Origin of the sequence: Streptomyces sp. AcH 505 (assembly GCF_000818175.1) — a bacterium.
In the GTDB taxonomy this organism is placed as follows: Bacteria; Actinomycetota; Actinomycetes; order Streptomycetales; family Streptomycetaceae; genus Streptomyces.
Genome location: NZ_JTIY01000001.1, coordinates 278,878 through 295,739 on the forward strand (window position 1 = coordinate 278,878; position 16,862 = coordinate 295,739).

Sequence of the window (16,862 nt, forward strand, 5' to 3'; positions counted from 1 at the left end):
GGCGGCGACGAGGTGTCGGCGAGGCCGCTGCCGGACGACGTGTGGCGGCTGGACTGGCTGCTGCCCGCCCGGGGTGAGCTGGTCACACCCGACGCGCTGGTGGCGCGGCTGCGGGACACCCTGGCCGGCTGGTGCGGCGAGACACCCCCGTACGAACTGCTCGACACCGGCGTCTACACGCTGCACCACCGGCTGGCCAGGCGGTGGCGGGTGGGCCGTGCCTTCCTCGCGGGGGACGCCGCCCATCTGCTGGGCGCCGTGGGCACCCAGGGGCTCGACGAGGGGCTGCGGGACGCCGACAACCTGGCCTGGAAGCTGGCACAGGCCTGGCACCACGGCGCGTCGCCCGCGCTGCTGGACAGCTACCAGGCGGAGCGGCGCACCGCCGTCGCCGGGCGGCTGCGCGCCGCCGACCAGTCCCTGCCGATACTGCGCGGCGGTGGCGGGCTGCGGACGTATCTGCCGGGTGCGGCGAGCGGTCACGACACCCTGCTCGCCGACGGGCATCTGGGGTACGGACCGCTGGGCGCGCCCCCCTCGTACCCGCACTCCCCCCTCGCGCCTCCGCACGCCCAGGGGAGCACGGCGGTCGGCACCGCCCTCGGCGGTCCTGTCGCCGACGTACGGGTGACGACGCCGGACGGTACGTCCGCGCGGCTCAGGGACCGGCTCGGCCGCGGGCAGCTGCTGGTCGTGCTGGTCGCGCCGGGGACCGGGGTGTGGGACCGGCGGCACTGGCTGACCGCCGGGGTGATGCCGCGGCTCGCCGCCGCCGTGACCGCGCTACCCGTGCGGGCCGAGCTGCTGGTCACCGAGGCGTACCCGGGGGCATCGGCGCACAACGTGCTGCTCGTACGGCCCGACGGGCATCTTGTCGACGCCTTCGGCGGGGTGCGTCCGGCCGACCTCTACGCGGCGGCCGACGCGGCGCGCGGCGGCTCTCCTTCGGCGGCCGACACGGATGCGGAACGGGGCGACCGCATTGTGAACATCAATTGACCGCGCTCGACCCCTCATGGTGTAGTACAGAGCGTGACTGACACCGATGTGCGCCTGTGGCGGAGGGTTCATGTGGACCTGCTCCGTTACGCGGGCTGCGTGTGTCGCCCGTCCTGCTGATTCGCCTTCGTTTCCGCGCGCGTGCCGTGTGACACCACGGCAGCGCATTTTCGCGAACTTCTCAGGACGGTCATGATGTCTACTCCCGTATCGCTCCCTGCCTCCGCCGCTGCCGTCGCCACGCCCGCTCCCCCGGTGCCCGCGCCGGCCGTCGGGGCGGGCCCGACCGCGACCGAGCTTCTCGACTTCGTCCGCAGGACAGCGGCCGACAAAACCTTGATCGACTCGCTCCCCCTCGACCCCGAGGGCCGTACGTGGATCCGGCTCGAAGGCCCGTCCGGCAGTGAGGCCTGGCTGATCGGCTGGCCGCCCGGCACGGGCACCGGCTGGCACGACCACGGCGGCTCGCACGGCGCCTTCGCCACGGCGGCGGGCGTGCTCCAGGAGGACTCCCTCGCCGCCCGGCTGCCCACCGAGGGGTGGAAGACCCTGGAGCTGGCCGAAGGGGTCGACCGGCACCGGGAGTTGACGGCGGGTGACGGCAAGGCGTTCGGTGAGCACCATGTCCACGAGGTGCGCAACGAGTCGGCGGGCGAGCACGCGGTCTCCGTGCACGCGTACTTCCCCCCGCTGCCGCTGATGCGGCGCTACAGCCGCACCGGCTCCGTACTCCGCCTTGAGCAGGTCGAGGTTCCCGAGGAGTGGCAGTGACCGAGCCGGTCGGCATCGACGAACTGCTGGAGCGGGTCCGCGAGGACCTGGACCGGGTCAGTGCCAAGGAGGCCTTCGACGAGGCCGCGCACGGGGCCCTGCTGGTCGACATCCGCTATCAGGAGCTGCGCGAGCGCGACGGACTGATCCCCGGCGCGCTGGTCGTGGAGCGCAACGAGCTGGAGTGGCGGCTCGACCCGCGGGGCAGCCACCGCGCCGCCGAAGCCACCAGCCACGACCTGCGGGTGGTGGTGGTCTGCAACGAGGGCTACGCGTCGAGTCTCGCCGCCGTGTCCCTGCGCCAGCTCGGGCTGCACCGCGCGACCGACCTGATCGGTGGCTTCCAGGCCTGGCAGGCCGAAGGGCTGCCGGTCGCGCGGTGACCGCTGCCGTACGTGCCCGCCGTACCGCTCACTGACGGGCGGCCGCGACCTCCACCGGGCGGGTCCCGAGCGCCGCCCTGCCCGGCAGGGCGGTGGCGAGAGCGCGAGCAGCCCGGCCGCTCCGACCACACCCGCGTACTCCAACGGCCGCACGGCCGGCGCCGCGCCGCCCGTCATGCCGACGCTGAAAGCGGTCAGGACGGCGAGGGCGATGCCCGTGCCGATGACGGCGGCCAGCAGGGCGAGCACCAGCGCCTCGGTCCGCAGCATCCGCAGCGCCTGCCGGCGGGTCCCGCCGGTGAGCCGCATCATCGCGAACTCCCGGGACGGCAGCGGCGAGCGGATTGTCCATGTGCCGTGCCAACAGGTCGTGGCTAAGCGTCAGATCGCCGAATCCGAGACCCCGCGCGTAGACGGCGCGCACGGTGACGGTGGCCGGTGTGCCGTCGCCGAGTCCTCGCCGAAGCCCTCGATCGATCCTCTGACGACGTCCATGACTACACAGTCGCTTGTGCACAACCGTCTGTGCATTGGAGTGGACCTGTGTTTCCGGGGTGGGGCTCCCCCCCCCGGTCGTCCCCGGTCGTCCCCCGTGGCAGCAGGGCACGTCAGTCGAAGTGCAGCCCCTCGTCGAGTCCTTCGGTGTCCTCGCCCTCCTCCTCCAGCGCCTGTTTGACCACCCGCAGGGCCATGCCCTGGGAGTAGCCCTTGCGGGCCAGCATGCCGACGAGCCTGCGCAGCCGTTTGTCGCGCTCCATACCGCGCGTGGTGCGGAGCTTGCGGGCGACCAGGTCGCGGGCGGTCGTCTCCTCCTGCTCCGGGTCGAGCCGGCCGACCGCCTCGTCGACCAGGGTCGAGTCCACGCCCTTGGTGCGCAGTTCACGGGCGAGGGCGCGGCGGGCCAGGCCCCGGCCGTGGTGCCGGGACTCCACCCAGGCGCCGGCGAACGCCGCGTCGTCGATCAGCCCCACGTCCACGAAACGGGACAGCACCTCCTCGGCGACATCCTCGGGGACGTCGCGTTTGGCCAGGGCCTCCGCCAGCTGTTTACGGGTGCGCGGCATGCCGGTGAGCAGGCGCAGGCAGATTGCCCGCGCCCGCTCGGCCGGGTCCTGGGGCGGCAGTTCCCGCTCGGCCCTCGACGAGCCCGAACTGCCGCCCTGCTCTTCCGCGCGCCGCCTCTTCGGATAAGGCACGGTGCGGACTAGCTCTTGGCCGCTGCCGCCTTGGCCGACTTGGCCTTGGCTGCAGGGGCCGGCACCGACTTCGCCGCGTCGTCGACCGGGGAACCGGCCGGGGCCGGACCGCTCGCCGCGTCGGCGCCGGGCTCGGCCGGCGTCTCGGGCCTCACCCCGATGCCCAGCTTCTCCAGGATCTTCTTCTCGATCTCGTTGGCGAGATCGGGGTTGTCCTTGAGGAAGTTACGGGCGTTCTCCTTGCCCTGGCCGAGCTGGTCGCCCTCGTACGTGTACCAGGCGCCGGCCTTGCGCACGAAGCCCTCGTCCACGCCCATGTCGATCAGGCCGCCCTCGCGGCTGATGCCGTGGCCGTAGAGGATGTCGAACTCGGCCTGCTTGAAGGGCGGTGCGACCTTGTTCTTGACGACCTTGACCCGGGTGCGGTTGCCGACGGCGTCCGTCCCGTCCTTCAGGGTCTCGATCCGGCGGATGTCGAGCCGCACCGAGGCGTAGAACTTGAGCGCCCGGCCACCGGTGGTGGTCTCCGGCGAGCCGAACATCACACCGATCTTCTCGCGGAGCTGGTTGATGAAGATCGCGGTGGTCTTGGACTGGTTGAGCGCGCTGGTGATCTTCCGGAGTGCCTGGCTCATCAGCCTCGCCTGCAGGCCGACGTGCGAGTCGCCCATCTCGCCCTCGATCTCCGCGCGCGGCACCAGGGCCGCGACGGAGTCGATGACGATGAGGTCGAGCGCGCCCGAGCGGACCAGCATGTCCACGATTTCGAGCGCCTGCTCGCCGTTGTCCGGCTGGGACAGCAGCAGGTTGTCGATGTCGACGCCGAGCTTCTGCGCGTACTCGGGGTCGAGTGCGTGCTCCGCGTCGACGAAGGCCACCGTGCCGCCGAGTCGCTGCGCGTTCGCCACCGCGTGCAGGGTCAGGGTCGTCTTACCGGAGGATTCCGGTCCGTACACCTCCACCACACGGCCGCGCGGCAGGCCGCCGACGCCGAGCGCGACGTCGAGCGCGGTCGACCCGGTGGGGATGACCTCGATGGGCTCGTTCGGCCGCTCGCCGAGGCGCATTACCGCGCCCTTGCCGAATTGCCGTTCAATTTGGGCGAGAGCGGCGTCCAACGCCTTCTCGCGGTCGGTTCCTGCCATGGGTTCCACCCGATTTGCTTGAGTCGATCGCTTCACGTCACTGACGCTATCCCCTGCCACTGACAATGCGTCCTGACGTCCCGCCCGGCGCCCTCCGGCGGCGCCCGGCGACCGGTGCCCAATCAGAATGGATGTTCGATTTTCCTGTCAAGCGCACCACGCCGGCCAGGGACTTCCCTGGCCGGCCGTGGCGTCAGCGGGCGCGCGCCGCGAGGAACTCGTCCCAGGTCACCCGGCCGTCGCTGTCGGCGTCGGCGGCGCCGAGGAGCGACGCCGCCTGCTCCTCGGAGATGACGCCCGCGCCCAGCTCCGCCAGCACGCCGCGCAGTTCGGCCGCGGTGATCGCGCCGTCCTTGTCCACGTCGAACTGGTCGAATGCCGCCCTGAGTGCCGCTGTGTCCGCCATGAGGGGTCCCTCCCGGGTGTGTGACCGATGACGGCGGACCACTCTGTCAGAAGACGCGGATCGCGATCTCGGCCGGGTCGGCGAGGAGTTCGGCGATCTCGTCGTCCAGCCTGACCAGCGTGACGGAGGCGCCGGCCATGTCGAGCGAGGTGCAGTACTCCCCCACGTAACTGCGGCTGATCTCGATCCCGCGCTCGGTGACCTGCCGGTGCGCGAGCCCGTACGCCAGGTACAGCTCGCCGATCGGCGTGCCGCCGAGGCCGTTGAGCATCAGCGCCACCTTGTCGCCGGAGGCGAACGGCAGATCGTCCACGACGGTGGTGACGAGTTCCGCCACCATCTCGTTGGCCGGGCGCAGCTTCTCCCGCCGCCGGCCGGGCTCGCCGTGGATGCCCACGCCCATCTCGATCTCGTCGTCGGGCAGGTCGAAGAGCGGGGAGCCCTTGGCGGGCGGGGTGCAGGCGGTGAGCGCCATGCCCATCGTGCGGGTGACGGAGTTGACCTTCTCGCCGATCCGGTACAGCTCGTCGAGGTCGGCGCCCCGCTCGGCCGCCGCGCCGACTGCCTTCATCACGAAGAAGTTTCCGGCCACACCGCGCCTGCCGACGGTGTACGTCGAGTCCTGTACGGAGACGTCGTCGTCGATGAACAGCGTGCGGACGGTGACGCCGTCGGCCGCCGACAGCTCCTCCGCCATCTCGAAGGCCATCCGGTCGCCGGTGTAGTTGTTGACCAGCAACAGGACGCCCTTGGGCGAGGCGACGAGTTTGACCGTCTCGTACACGTAGTCGGTGGGCGGCGCCGAGAAGATGTCACCCGGACAGGCGGCGTCGAGCATTCCCTTGCCGACGGTCATGACATGGGACGGCTCGTGGCCCGACCCCGACCCCTGGACGATGGAGACCTTGCCGGCCTGCGGAGCGTCGGCACGCATGATCAGGTTGTACTCGGGGACGTACCGGAGGGTGCCGGGGTTGGCCAGGGCCAGCCCTTCCAGCATCTCCGGGACGAAGTTCTTCGGATCGTTCACGAATTTCTTCATGCGCTCGCTCCTAGCTCTCGTCCGTGCGGGAGTTCCATTCGGCCGCGACGCGCTCCGCCATGACGGCGACCGCGACGGCGCCCGGGTCGGGCGAGCCGATGCTGCGCTCCCCCGTGTAGCTCTGGCGGCCCCGCATGGCCTGCATCGGGGTGGTCGCGTCGGCTGCCTTACGGGCGGTGGACGCGGCGATCCCGGCCAGTTCGGCCGGTCCGCCGGCACCGGAGAGCGCCTGCTCCAGCGCGTCGGTCATCGGCACCAGCGCGTCCAGCAGCGTCTTGTCCCCGACGTCGGACCTGCCGCGCGCCTTGATGCCCTCGGTCGCCGCCCGCAGCATCGCGACCGCGTCCTCCCCGCTCACATCGGTGCGCTCACCCAGCGCCGTGGCCGCGCGGAGGAACGCGGTGCCCCACAGCGGGCCCGATGTCCCGCCCACCCGCTTGGAGATCACCATCGCCACCTTCTTCAGGAAGGTGGCGGGCGTTTCGCGGTCGAAGGTGTCCCAGTCGGCGAGGACGATCTCGAAGCCCCGGGCGAGCGAGTAGCCGAAGTCACCGTCGCCCGCCACGGCGTCGAGGTCCGAGAACGCGCGCTCGTTGTCGACGGCGGTACGCGCGATCGTCCTGACGACGAACTCCAGATCATCGGCTGTTGTCGTTGACATGGCTCTCCTGACTGGCTGCGAGCAGGAACTGGAGGTCCGCGAGCCGCACACAGGGCTCAGGGTGGGCGCCGAGCGGATCGTCCAGCACGCGCGTGACGGTCTCGTCCGGCGCCGGGTCGCCAAGGGACGTCACCACGAGCGCGGCTCCGGTGAAATCCTCCTGGCCGGTGTAGGCGCTGGTGGTGACGGCGCAGACGAGACCCGCGCCGAGTGCGGCGCGCAGTCCGTTGTGGCTGTCCTCGATCACCACGACCCGCGCCGGGTCGAGCCCGAGCCCGGCCACGGCGTAGTCGTAGATGTCGGGAGCCGGCTTCTTGTGCGGCACGATGTCCCCGGCGAAGACGCCGAAGCGGGCGGCCAGCCCGGCGCCGACGGCGAGTTCGAGCACACTGCGCACGGACGGTTCGGCCGAGGTGGAGGCGACCGCCAGGGTCCAGCCCGCCGCTGCCGCCTCCTCGGCGATCCGCCGCACGCCGGGCCGGGGCGGAATGGCCCCGCTCGCGATGATCCCCTGGTAGATCTCGGTCTTGCGCCGGTGCCAGCGCGCGACCTGCGCGTCGAGCGCGTCGGGGTCGCTGGGCAGTCCCGTCTCGGCGAGGAACTCGGGGGTGAGGAGCGTCTTCATCCGCTCCTTGCCGCCACCGACCGTGACCTTCCGCGCGTACTCGGCGTCGCTCCAGCGCACGGGGAGGCCGAACTCCTCGAAGGTCCGGTTGAAGGCGGGCAGATGCCCGTAGCGCTCGGTGTCGGCGAGCACGCCGTCGCAGTCGAAGACGAGCGCATAGGCGGTGGAACGTGCGGCCGGCACGGCAGTCACCTCGCCCGGCCCGCGCTGCCGAACAGCGTCATCAGCGAGCCGGTCATCTCCATCACGTCGCCCCGTACGGAGCGGAACAGCGACGGCGGATCCCACTTCTGCCGCTCGGCCGCCGTTTCGAGGAAGGTGAGGCTCGACTTCATGAACTTCTCCTTGAGCGCGGTCGAGATGTTGACCTTCGCGCACCCCCGGGAGATCAGGTCGTGGAACTGCTCGTCGGAGAGTCCGCTGCCGCCGTGCAGGGCGATCGGCAGCGGATGGGCGGCGACAATGTCGCTGACCCGCTGGGCGTCCAGTACCGGTGCCTGTTTGTACGATCCGTGGGCGTTGCCGATCGCCGGTGCGAACACGTCGACCTGCGTCGTACGGAGGAAGCGCAGCGCGACGTCGAGGTCCTGGCGCTCGGCCTCGGTGTCGCTGCCGACCCCGTCCTCGACGCCGGTGATCGACTCGATCTCGCCCTCGACCTGCGCGCCGAAGCTACGCGCCTCGGCGACGACCTCGACGGTCTGCCGCATGTTCTCCTCGACCGGCAGCCGCGACGCGTCGAAGAGCACGGAGTTCCAGCCCTGCCGCAGACACTCGCTGATCACGTCGCGCTCGGGGCAGTGGTCCAGGTGGAGCGTGACGGGCACCTCGATGCCGGCCGTCATCGCCGTCCACATCTGGTACAGCACGTCGCTGCCGATCGACTTCACCGTCTTCACCGACGTCTGCACGATCAGCGGCGAGGCGTGCTCCACGGCGGCGGCCAGCACGGCTTCCAGCGTCAGATCGTTGAAGATGTTGATGGCCGGCACGCCGTACCGCTCTTGGAAAGCGTCGGAGAGGATGTCGGTCAGCGGCACGACAGGCACGTTGCCTCCAGAGTTCGGACTCGCCCCATCCATTCGACGCCAGCCGGTCCGGCTCCGCCACTCGACAGGGATCCGCCCGCCCTCAGGGGGCCGCCCGGGGGTTACCGCTGCGGCGGCACCCCGTCCTCGCGCCTGCGCAGCACACCGCGTATCCGGCTCGGCAGCGGTGGCCCGCCGCCCCGCCTGCGGCCGTGCACGCGCGGGTCGTCCATCACCGCGTAGCGCTTCACGTACGCGCCGAGGAAGGCCTGGAGCGTCGCGATGGCCGGGATGGCGATCAGCGCGCCCACGGCGCCGAGCAGCGCCGTACCGGCGATGACGGAGCCGAAGGCCATGGCGGGGTGGATGTCGACGGTCTTCGACGTGAGCTTGGGCTGCAGGACGTAGTTCTCGAACTGCTGGTAGACCACGACGAACCCGAGCACCCACACCGCGTACCAGGGGTCGACGGTGAAGGCGATCAGCATGGGCAGCGCGCCCGCGAGATACGTGCCGATGGTCGGGATGAACTGGGAGACGAGCCCCACCCACACGCCGAGCACCGGGGCGTACGGCACGCCCAGGATCTCCAGCAGGATGTAGTGCGCGACGCCGGAGATCAGCGCCATCAGGCCGCGCGAGTAGATGTAGCCACCGGTCTTGTCGACCGCGATCTCCCAAGCGCGCAGCACCTCGGCTTGTTTGGCCGGGGGCAGCACCGAGCACAGCGCGCGCCGCAGCCGGGGGCCGTCGGCGGCGAAGTAGAACGAGAACAGGAAGATCGTCAACAGCCGGAAGAGACCGCCGAGCACCGTGGTGGACACGTCCAGCACACCGCTCGCGCTGTTCTGGACGTACTTCTGCAGCCAGTCCGAGTGCAGCAGGCTGTCCTGGACGTCGAACCGGGAGAGCTTCGTGTGGAAGGTGGTGTTGATCCAGTTGATCAGCGAGTCCAGGTACTGCGGGAAGTCCTCGACGAGATGGACGATCTGCCCGGCGAGCATGGAACCCAGCAGCACGACGAACCCGGCGGCCGCGACCAGCACGGCGAAGAAGACCAAAAAGGTGGCGAGTCCTCGCCGTACCCCTCTGGCTGCCATCCGGCTCACGGCCGGTTCGACGGCGAGCGCCAGGAAGAACGCGATCAGCACGTTCGTGAGCAGCCCGATCAGCTGATGGAACGCCCAATTGCCCAGCTGGAACCCGGCGAAGAGCAGCAGGGCGAGCACCAGGGCGCGCGGCAGCCAGCGGGGCATGCGTGCCTTGCCGTCGCCCTCGGCCGCCTCGGGAGGCGGGGTGACCGGGGGCGCGGTCGCTGGTGGTGAGTCCGGGGCTGTGCCGGTCACGGTCTCGTCAGTCGGTGCCACAGGGTCAGTCTCGCCTACCGGTAGGACATCCGGTCCCGCGGCTGCCGTGAGCGCCCCGCTGCGTACGGTCCGTCACCGTTTGTCGGCCGGGACGTCCATGACCGCGCACACCGCGCGCCAGACGTCCTTGGCCTCCCAGCCCGCGTCCAGCGCCTCGTTGACCGTACGGCCGCCCAGTTCGGTCATCACGTGGTCGCGGGCGAACGAGTCGGCGTACGCGGCGCCGAAGTGGTCGTTCATCCGTTCCCAGAAAATCGTCAACCGCATGACATCAGTATCCCGCTCCTGAGAGTGCAGCAGCGCCGGTCCGCCCCCGTCCACGGAGGTCGCGGCCTACGGTCGGTGCATGTCCGGAACCGGAGCGTCCACCGCGTCCCCTCTCGCCCGCGCCGAGCACTTCGTGTGGCTGACGGCCCGCGTGCTGGAACAGCGGCGGTTCGCCTACCACTTCCTGGAGAGCGCCGAGGCGGGTGGCGGTTCCGGCGGTTCCGAGAGCCGGGGCGCCGCCGTCGAGACCGCGCTCGCCGCCTACCGCAATGAGGACGGCGGATACGGCCATGCCCTGGAGCCCGATCTGCGCGGCCCGGTCAGCCAGCCGCTGCACACGGCGCACGCGCTGCGGGTGCTGGACTCCGTCCACCGCTGCGAGGGACCACGGATCGAGCGGGTCTGCCGCTATCTGACGTCGGTCTCGACGCCGGAGGGGGCGCTGCCCGCGCTCCATCCCTCGCTGCGCGGCTATCCGTACGCGCCGTTCCTGCCGGTCGTCGACGAGCCGGCGGGCGAGCTGCTGGCGACGGGGCCGGTGGCCGGGCTGCTGCACCGCAACGGCGTCTGGCACGCGTGGCTGTTCCGGGCGACGGACTTCTGCTGGGCTGCCGTGGACGCGCTGGGCGAGACCAGGCAGTCGCATCCTTACGAGGTCGTCGCCGCCGTCGCCTTCCTGGACGGCGTCCCCGACCGGGCGAGAGCCGAGGCCGCCGCCGACCGGCTCGGCCGGCTGGTGCGCGACAACCGCATGGCGGTGCTGGATCCGCGGCGCCGCGCCGACTACCCGGTGCCGCCCGGCTACGCACCGGACGAGCACCACTTCCCGCACGACTACGCGCGCGTGCCCGGTTCGCTGGCCCGCCACTGGTTCACCGAAGCGGAGATGGCGCGGTCCCTCGACTTCCTCGCCGCCGAACAGGACGAGGACGGCGGCTGGCCGATCAGCTGGCGTGCGTGGGCGCCCGGTACGGCGCTGGAGTGGCGGCCGATCGTCACCATCGAGGCGCTGCGGACGCTACGGGCGCACGGCCGCGCCATCGACTGACGGCCCTCTGTCCCCGCCGTCCCCTGTCCCGCCGTCTCCGGTCGGCCTCCCCGATCGCCGCTCGCAGGTCAGCCGCCGAGTGCCCGTACCCCCGCCGTGACGACGACGGCAGCCGCCACGACCACCAGGAAGGGCGCGCGCAGGATCAGCGCGACCGCCGCCGCCGCGACCCCGGCGGCGCGGGCGTCCACGACGAGGGAACCACCGGTGCTGAAGGTCTGCTGCGCGGTCAGCGCGGCGAGCAGGGCGACCGGGAGCAGCGCGGACAGCCGTTGCACGAGGGGACGCTCCAGCACCCCGGCCGGCACGAGCAGCCCCAGCAGTTTGACGAGGTAGCAGCCGACGGCGGTGGCGCCGATCGCGATCCAGATGTTCAACGGTCCGTTCCTTTCCGGCGCTCGGCGGCCCTGCGGCCCTGGAGGAAGAGCACGGCGGGCGCCGCGAGTCCGGCGACCAGGACCGGAACACCGGCGGGGAGCACCGGCAGGAGGCCCAGCCCGAGGACTACGGCGACACCTGCCACGGTGCGCTCGGTCGTCGTACGGAGCATGGGCGCGAGCAGCGCGAGGAACACGGCGGGCCCTGCGGCGTCGAGACCCCAGCGGTCGGTGTCGCCGAGGGCCTCGGCCCCGAGCGCCCCGCCGAGGGTGGTGAGGTTCCACAGCACGTAGAGGGTGAGCCCGGTGACCGTGAAGCCGAGCCTGGCGCCGCGCCGGTCGCGCTGGGCCAGGGCGACGGCGGTGGTCTCGTCGATGATCCAATGGGCCGCGAAGGGACGTACGGGCCCCGGCACGCGCAGCAGCTGGGACAGCCGCAGCCCGTAGAAGGTGTTGCGGACGCCGAGGAAGAACGCGCCGGCCGCCGCGGTGAGCGGGTTGCCTCCCCCGGCCAGCGCGCCGACCAGGGCGAACTGCGAGGCACCGGTGAAGACCAGCAGGCTGAGCGCGCAGGTCTGCAGGACGGTGAGTCCGGCGCCGGACGAGGTGACGCCGAAGGCGAACCCGGACAGGCCGACCGCGATGCCGACGCCGAGCGCGTCACGTACGACGGCCGAGTCGGGCCGTGCGGAGTCGGGCGGTATGTCCTTGTCGGAGCCGGCTGATGCTGTCTCTGTCACGTCGGGGACGTTACGCGGCGGCGCCCGGCGATGTCGCGTCCGTTTCGCGCCGCCGCCCTCGGCTCGGGCTTCGCGCGGGCGGACGCCTGTTTCCCCAGGTCCAGGCGTTTGTCAGTGGTCGGGTGCACGATGGGAGGCATGGCACGGACTGCGCTCGACTCGTTCTCTCCCGCGACCCGCGGCTGGTTCACGGGAGCTTTCTCCGCGCCCACCGCGGCGCAGGAGGGTGCCTGGCGGGCCATCGAGCAGGGGTCCGACGTGCTGGTCGTGGCGCCGACCGGCTCGGGCAAGACGCTCGCCGCCTTCCTCGCCGCGCTGGACCAGCTCGCCTCGACGCCGCCGCCCGCCGACGCGAAGAAGCGCTGCCGGGTGCTGTACGTGTCGCCGCTGAAGGCCCTCGCCGTCGACGTGGAGCGCAATCTGCGCAGCCCGCTCACCGGCATCAGACAGGAGTCGGTCCGCCTCGGCCGCCCCGAGCCCGAGGTGCGGGTCGGCATCCGCTCCGGTGACACCCCGGCGGCCGAGCGGCGCTCGCTGGCGACGAAACCGCCCGACATCCTGATCACCACCCCCGAGTCGCTGTTCCTGATGCTGACGTCCGCCACGCGTGACGCGCTCGCGGGGATCGAGACGGTGATCCTCGACGAGGTGCATGCCGTCGCGGGGACGAAGCGCGGCGCGCATCTCGCCGTCTCACTGGAGCGTCTTGACGAGCTGCTGCCGCGCCCCGCCCGCCGCATCGGCCTTTCGGCGACGGTCCGCCCGGTGGAGGAAGTGGCGCGCTACCTGTCGCCGCAGCGCCGGGTGGAGATTGTCCAGCCGCCGTCGGGCAAGGAGTTCGATCTCTCCGTCGTCGTCCCCGTCGAGGATCTGGGTGAGCTGGGCGGCTCGCCCGCCTCCGAGACGGACAGCGGCGAGAAGCCGTCGATCTGGCCGCATGTGGAGGAGCGCATCGCCGATCTCGTCCAGGCGCACCGCTCCACGATCGTCTTCGCCAACTCCCGCAGACTCGCCGAGCGGCTGTGCAACCGGCTCAACGAGATCGCGTACGAACGGGCGACGGGCGAGCCGATGCCGCAGGAGCACTCACCCGCCGAGGTGATGGCCCAGTCCGGCGCCGCCGCGGGTGCGCCGCCGCTGCTCGCCCGTGCCCACCACGGCTCGGTCTCCAAGGAGCAGCGCGCGCAGGTCGAGGAGGATCTGAAGGCCGGCCGGCTGCCGGCCGTCGTGGCGACGTCCAGTCTGGAGCTGGGCATCGACATGGGGGCGGTCGATCTGGTCATCCAGGTCGAGTCGCCGCCGTCGGTCGCCTCCGGTCTGCAGCGGGTCGGCCGCGCGGGACACCAGGTCGGGGCGGTCTCCACAGGTGTCGTGTTCCCCAAGTACCGCGGCGATCTGGTGCAGGCGGCCGTCGTCACCGAGCGGATGCGCACCGGCTCCATCGAGGCGCTGCGTGTCCCCGCCAACCCGCTGGACGTGCTGGCCCAGCAGCTGGTCGCGATGGTCGCCCTGGACAGCAGACAGGCCGACGACCTGCTGGCGCTGGCCCGCCGCGCGGCGCCGTTCGCCTCGCTGCCCGACTCGGCCTTCAACGGTGTGCTGGACATGCTCGCCGGGCGGTATCCGTCGGACGCGTTCGCCGAGCTGCGCCCCCGGGTGGTGTGGGACCGCGTCGCGGGCACGGTCACCGGCCGGCCCGGCGCGCAGCGGCTGGCCGTCACGTCCGGCGGGACCATCCCCGACCGCGGCCTGTTCGGTGTGTTCCTGGCCGGCTCCGACCCCAAGAAGGGCGGCGGCCGGGTCGGTGAGCTGGACGAGGAGATGGTCTACGAGTCCCGGGTCGGCGATGTCTTCACCCTCGGTACGACGTCCTGGCGGATCGAGGACATCACCCGTGACCAGGTTCTGGTCACCCCCGCCCCCGGCACCCCGGGGCGGCTGCCGTTCTGGAAGGGCGACCAGCTGGGCCGCCCGCTGGAGCTGGGCCGCGCGGTGGGCGCGTTCCTCCGTGAGGTGGGCGCCCTCTCCGCCGAGGACGCCCGGCTGCGGCTGCTGACCGCAGGACTCGACGCGTGGGCCGCCGAGAACGTGATCTCGTACCTGGACGAGCAGCGCAAAGCCTGCGGTCATGTCCCCGACGACCGCACGATCCTGGTCGAGCGCTTCCGCGACGAGCTGGGCGACTGGCGTGTCGTCATCCACTCCCCGTTCGGGGCCCAGGTGCACGCCCCGTGGGCGCTGGCCCTCGGCGCCCGGCTCGCCGAGCGGTACGGGATGGACGCGCAGGTCATGCACGCGGACGACGGCATCGTGCTGCGGCTGCCCGACGCCGATCTGATGGGTCTCGACCTCCTCGACGAGGAGCCGTCCCGTCTCGACACCACGCTCGACACGACCTTCGACAGCGAACAGGCGCCCGTCGGGGCGGGTGACGTCGCCTTCGACCGGGGCGAGATCGCCGGGATCGTCACCGACCAGGTCGGCGGCTCTGCCCTGTTCGCCGCCCGGTTCCGCGAGTGCGCCGCGCGCGCCCTGCTGCTGCCGCGCCGCAGCCCCGGCAAGCGCACCCCGCTGTGGCAGCAGCGCCAGCGCGCCGCCCAACTGCTCCAGGTGGCCAGCGAGTTCGGTTCGTTCCCGATCGTGCTGGAAGCCGTCAGGGAATGCCTCCAGGACGTGTTCGACGTGCCGGGGCTCACGGAGCTGATGGGTGACATCGAGTCCCGCCGCGTCCGGCTGGTGGAGGTCACCACGACCGAGCCCTCCCCGTTCGCCCGCTCCCTGCTGTTCGGTTACGTCGCGCAGTTCCTGTACGAGGGGGACTCGCCGCTGGCCGAGCGGCGCGCCGCCGCGCTCTCGCTGGACTCGCGGCTGCTCGCCGAGCTGCTCGGCCAGGCCGAGCTGCGCGAGCTGCTCGACCCCGAAGTCCTCACCGAACTGGAGCAGGAGCTCCAGTGGCTCGTGGAGGACCGGCGGATCAAGGACATCGAAGGCGTCGCCGACCTGCTGCGCGTCCTCGGCCCGCTCACCGACGCCGAGCTGGCGGAGCGCGGCGCGCAACCGCCCTGGGCCGAGGAGCTGGCCGCCGCCCGGCGCGCCATCAAGGTGCGCGTCGGCGGCGCCGACCACTGGGCGGCGATCGAGGACGCGGGCAGGCTGCGGGACGCGCTGGGCACGGCGCTGCCGGTCGGGATCCCCGAGGCGTTCATGGAACCCGTCAAGGACCCGCTCGGCGACCTGCTCGCCCGCTACGCCCGTACGCACGGCCCGTTCACCTCGTCGGCGGCGGCCGAGCGGTTCGGGCTCGGCGCCGCCGTCACGGACGGCGCGCTGCAACGGCTCGCCACCACGGGCCGCGTCGTCCAGGGCGAGTTCCATCCGTCCGGCATCGGCCAGGAGTGGTGCGACGCCACGGTGCTGCGCAGACTGCGCCGCCGCTCCCTCGCCGCGCTGCGCCAGGAGCTGGAGCCGGTCGCGCCGGCCGCGCTCGCCTCGTTCCTCCCCCAGTGGCAGCATCTGGGCGCCAGCAGTCTGCGCGGGATCGACGGACTCGCCCGCGCCGTCGAGCAGTTGCAGGGCGCCTCGGTACCGGCGTCGGCGCTGGAGCGGCTGGTCCTGCCGTCGCGGGTCTCCGGCTACTCCCCCGCCATGCTGGACGAACTGACCACCACGGGCGAGGTGGTGTGGGCCGGCGCCGGGGCGCTGCCCGGCAAGGACGGCTGGGTCTCGCTCTACCTCGCCGACAACGCGCCGCTGTTGCTGCCCGAGCCGCATCCGCTGGAGCTGACGGCGGTGCACGAGTCGGTGCTGACCGCGCTCGCCGGTGGCTACGGGCTGTTCTTCCGGCAGATCGCCGATCAGGTCCGGGCGACCACCCATCCCGACGCGACCGACTCCCAACTGGCCGACGCCGTCTGGGACCTGGCCTGGTCGGGCCGGCTCACCAACGACACCCTCGCCCCGCTCCGGTCGCTGCTCGGCTCGGGCAGAACCGCCGGGTCCACGGCGCACCGCGCCCGCCGTCCGGTGCCGCGCGGCCGGTACGGCACGCTCACGGCGGCGGCCAGGCCCGCGTCCCGTACGGGACCGCCGACGGTCAGCGGCCGCTGGTCGCTGGTCCCCGGCCGCGAGCAGGACGCCACGCATCGCGCCCACGCCCTGGCCCGTACCCTCCTGGACCGGCACGGCGTCGTGACCAGGGGCGCGGTCGCGGCCGAGGGGGTGAGCGGCGGCTTCTCCGCCGTCTACCGCGTGCTCTCCGCCTTCGAGGACAGCGGCCAGGCGCGGCGCGGCTATGTCGTGGAGGGGCTGGGCGCCGCCCAGTTCGCCATGGACGGCGCGGTCGACCGGCTGCGCGCCGCCTCCACCGCCCGGGACCGCGCCGAGGCCCATCCGTCGCCGCGCGCCGTGGTCCTGGCCGCGGCCGACCCGGCCAACGCGTACGGAGCGGCGCTGTCCTGGCCGGAGCCCCCGGCGGGCGCGGGACACAAACCCGGCCGTAAGGCGGGCTCGCTGGTCGTCCTCGTCGACGGCGAGCTGACGCTGTACCTGGAGCGCGGCGGCAAAACGCTGCTGGCCTGGCCGACCGACCCGCAGGACCCGGCGCTCCAGGCGGCGGCCGAGGCGCTGGCGAACGCGGCGCGGGCCGGTGCGCTCGGCAGCCTCACGGTGGAGCGGGCCAACGGCACCCCGGCCCTGACCTCGCCGCTGGGCGGCGCGCTGGAGAAGGCGGGCTTCAACGCCACCCCGAGAGGCCTGCGACTGCGCCCCTGACCGGCGAGGCGCCGCCCGCGCCCCGCTCCCACCTGTC

General features: G+C 72.3%; 16 protein-coding genes and 2 pseudogenes. 6 read left to right on the forward strand and 12 right to left on the reverse strand.

The window, feature by feature from the left end:
* From HY68_RS01125 to HY68_RS01135, 4 genes are all read left to right on the forward strand, one after another.
* Window positions 1–999: FAD-dependent monooxygenase (locus tag HY68_RS01125; protein WP_041983513.1), on the forward strand; the 999-nt coding region annotated here is incomplete at its 5' end.
* A 48-nt stretch (window positions 1,000–1,047) separates the two neighbouring features.
* Window positions 1,048–1,119: a putative leader peptide gene (locus tag HY68_RS46165; RefSeq protein WP_347560645.1), complete on the forward strand. Its 72-nt coding sequence runs from the start codon at window positions 1,048–1,050 to the stop codon at window positions 1,117–1,119.
* A 75-nt stretch (window positions 1,120–1,194) separates the two neighbouring features.
* Complete coding sequence (locus tag HY68_RS01130; protein ID WP_078863870.1) at window positions 1,195–1,770, forward strand: cysteine dioxygenase; 576 nt, start codon at window positions 1,195–1,197, stop codon at window positions 1,768–1,770.
* Complete coding sequence (locus HY68_RS01135; protein ID WP_078863373.1) at window positions 1,767–2,153, forward strand: rhodanese-like domain-containing protein; 387 nt, start codon at window positions 1,767–1,769, stop codon at window positions 2,151–2,153. Before HY68_RS01130 ends, HY68_RS01135 begins: the two co-directional genes overlap by 4 nt.
* A 28-nt stretch (window positions 2,154–2,181) precedes the next feature.
* Here HY68_RS01135 and HY68_RS40270 read toward each other — a convergent pair.
* The 10 genes and pseudogenes from HY68_RS40270 to HY68_RS01180 form a co-directional block, all read right to left on the reverse strand.
* Window positions 2,182–2,619 (reverse strand): annotated as a pseudogene (locus tag HY68_RS40270) (FtsX-like permease family protein); the annotation flags it as partial.
* 142 nt (window positions 2,620–2,761) lie between these two features.
* Window positions 2,762–3,475, reverse strand: a pseudogene (gene recX / locus HY68_RS01140) (recombination regulator RecX); the annotation flags it as partial.
* Window positions 3,358–4,494 (reverse strand): recombinase RecA, encoded by a 1,137-nt coding sequence (recA, locus tag HY68_RS01145; RefSeq protein ID WP_041983519.1) that lies wholly within the window; start codon window positions 4,492–4,494, stop codon window positions 3,358–3,360. The gene recA and the pseudogene recX, both read right to left, overlap by 118 nt.
* 193 nt (window positions 4,495–4,687) lie before the next feature.
* The gene (locus HY68_RS01150) at window positions 4,688–4,900 is read right to left on the reverse strand and encodes an EF-hand domain-containing protein (protein WP_041983520.1); all 213 of its coding nucleotides are present in this window, start codon (window positions 4,898–4,900) and stop codon (window positions 4,688–4,690) included.
* A gap of 46 nt (window positions 4,901–4,946) precedes the next feature.
* A complete protein-coding gene (gene dhaK / locus HY68_RS01155; protein WP_041983521.1) occupies window positions 4,947–5,942 on the reverse strand; it encodes a dihydroxyacetone kinase subunit DhaK in 996 nt (331 codons plus the stop codon).
* Window positions 5,943–5,952: 10 nt separating this feature from the next.
* Window positions 5,953–6,603, reverse strand: coding sequence for a dihydroxyacetone kinase subunit DhaL (gene dhaL, locus HY68_RS01160; RefSeq protein WP_041983522.1), 651 nt, complete (start codon window positions 6,601–6,603; stop codon window positions 5,953–5,955).
* On the reverse strand, window positions 6,581–7,411 hold the full coding sequence (locus tag HY68_RS01165) for an HAD-IA family hydrolase (protein ID WP_041983523.1): 831 nt from the start codon (window positions 7,409–7,411) through the stop codon (window positions 6,581–6,583). Before HY68_RS01165 ends, dhaL begins: the two co-directional genes overlap by 23 nt.
* A gap of 5 nt (window positions 7,412–7,416) precedes the next feature.
* Window positions 7,417–8,277, reverse strand: coding sequence for a class II fructose-bisphosphate aldolase (locus HY68_RS01170; RefSeq protein ID WP_052456977.1), 861 nt, complete (start codon window positions 8,275–8,277; stop codon window positions 7,417–7,419).
* 101 nt (window positions 8,278–8,378) lie between these two features.
* Window positions 8,379–9,623: an AI-2E family transporter gene (locus HY68_RS01175; protein ID WP_052456978.1), complete on the reverse strand. Its 1,245-nt coding sequence runs from the start codon at window positions 9,621–9,623 to the stop codon at window positions 8,379–8,381.
* Window positions 9,624–9,695: 72 nt separating this feature from the next.
* Window positions 9,696–9,890 (reverse strand): DUF3046 domain-containing protein, encoded by a 195-nt coding sequence (locus HY68_RS01180; protein ID WP_041983525.1) that lies wholly within the window; start codon window positions 9,888–9,890, stop codon window positions 9,696–9,698.
* Window positions 9,891–9,969: 79 nt separating this feature from the next.
* Between HY68_RS01180 and HY68_RS01185 the strand changes: the two genes are divergently transcribed.
* Complete coding sequence (locus HY68_RS01185) at window positions 9,970–10,938, forward strand: hypothetical protein (protein ID WP_041983526.1); 969 nt, start codon at window positions 9,970–9,972, stop codon at window positions 10,936–10,938.
* A gap of 68 nt (window positions 10,939–11,006) precedes the next feature.
* Here HY68_RS01185 and HY68_RS01190 read toward each other — a convergent pair whose 3' ends face one another.
* Both HY68_RS01190 and HY68_RS01195 read right to left on the reverse strand, forming a co-directional pair.
* The gene (locus HY68_RS01190; RefSeq protein WP_041983527.1) at window positions 11,007–11,315 is read right to left on the reverse strand and encodes an AzlD domain-containing protein; all 309 of its coding nucleotides are present in this window, start codon (window positions 11,313–11,315) and stop codon (window positions 11,007–11,009) included.
* The gene (locus HY68_RS01195) at window positions 11,312–12,055 is read right to left on the reverse strand and encodes an AzlC family ABC transporter permease (protein WP_041983528.1); all 744 of its coding nucleotides are present in this window, start codon (window positions 12,053–12,055) and stop codon (window positions 11,312–11,314) included. The genes HY68_RS01190 and HY68_RS01195 overlap by 4 nt, the downstream gene beginning before the upstream one ends.
* 138 nt (window positions 12,056–12,193) lie before the next feature.
* On the opposite strand from HY68_RS01195, the gene HY68_RS01200 reads away from it, so the two are divergent.
* Window positions 12,194–16,825, forward strand: coding sequence for an ATP-dependent helicase (locus HY68_RS01200; RefSeq protein ID WP_041983529.1), 4,632 nt, complete (start codon window positions 12,194–12,196; stop codon window positions 16,823–16,825).
* The last annotated feature ends 37 nt before the right edge of the window (window positions 16,826–16,862 follow it).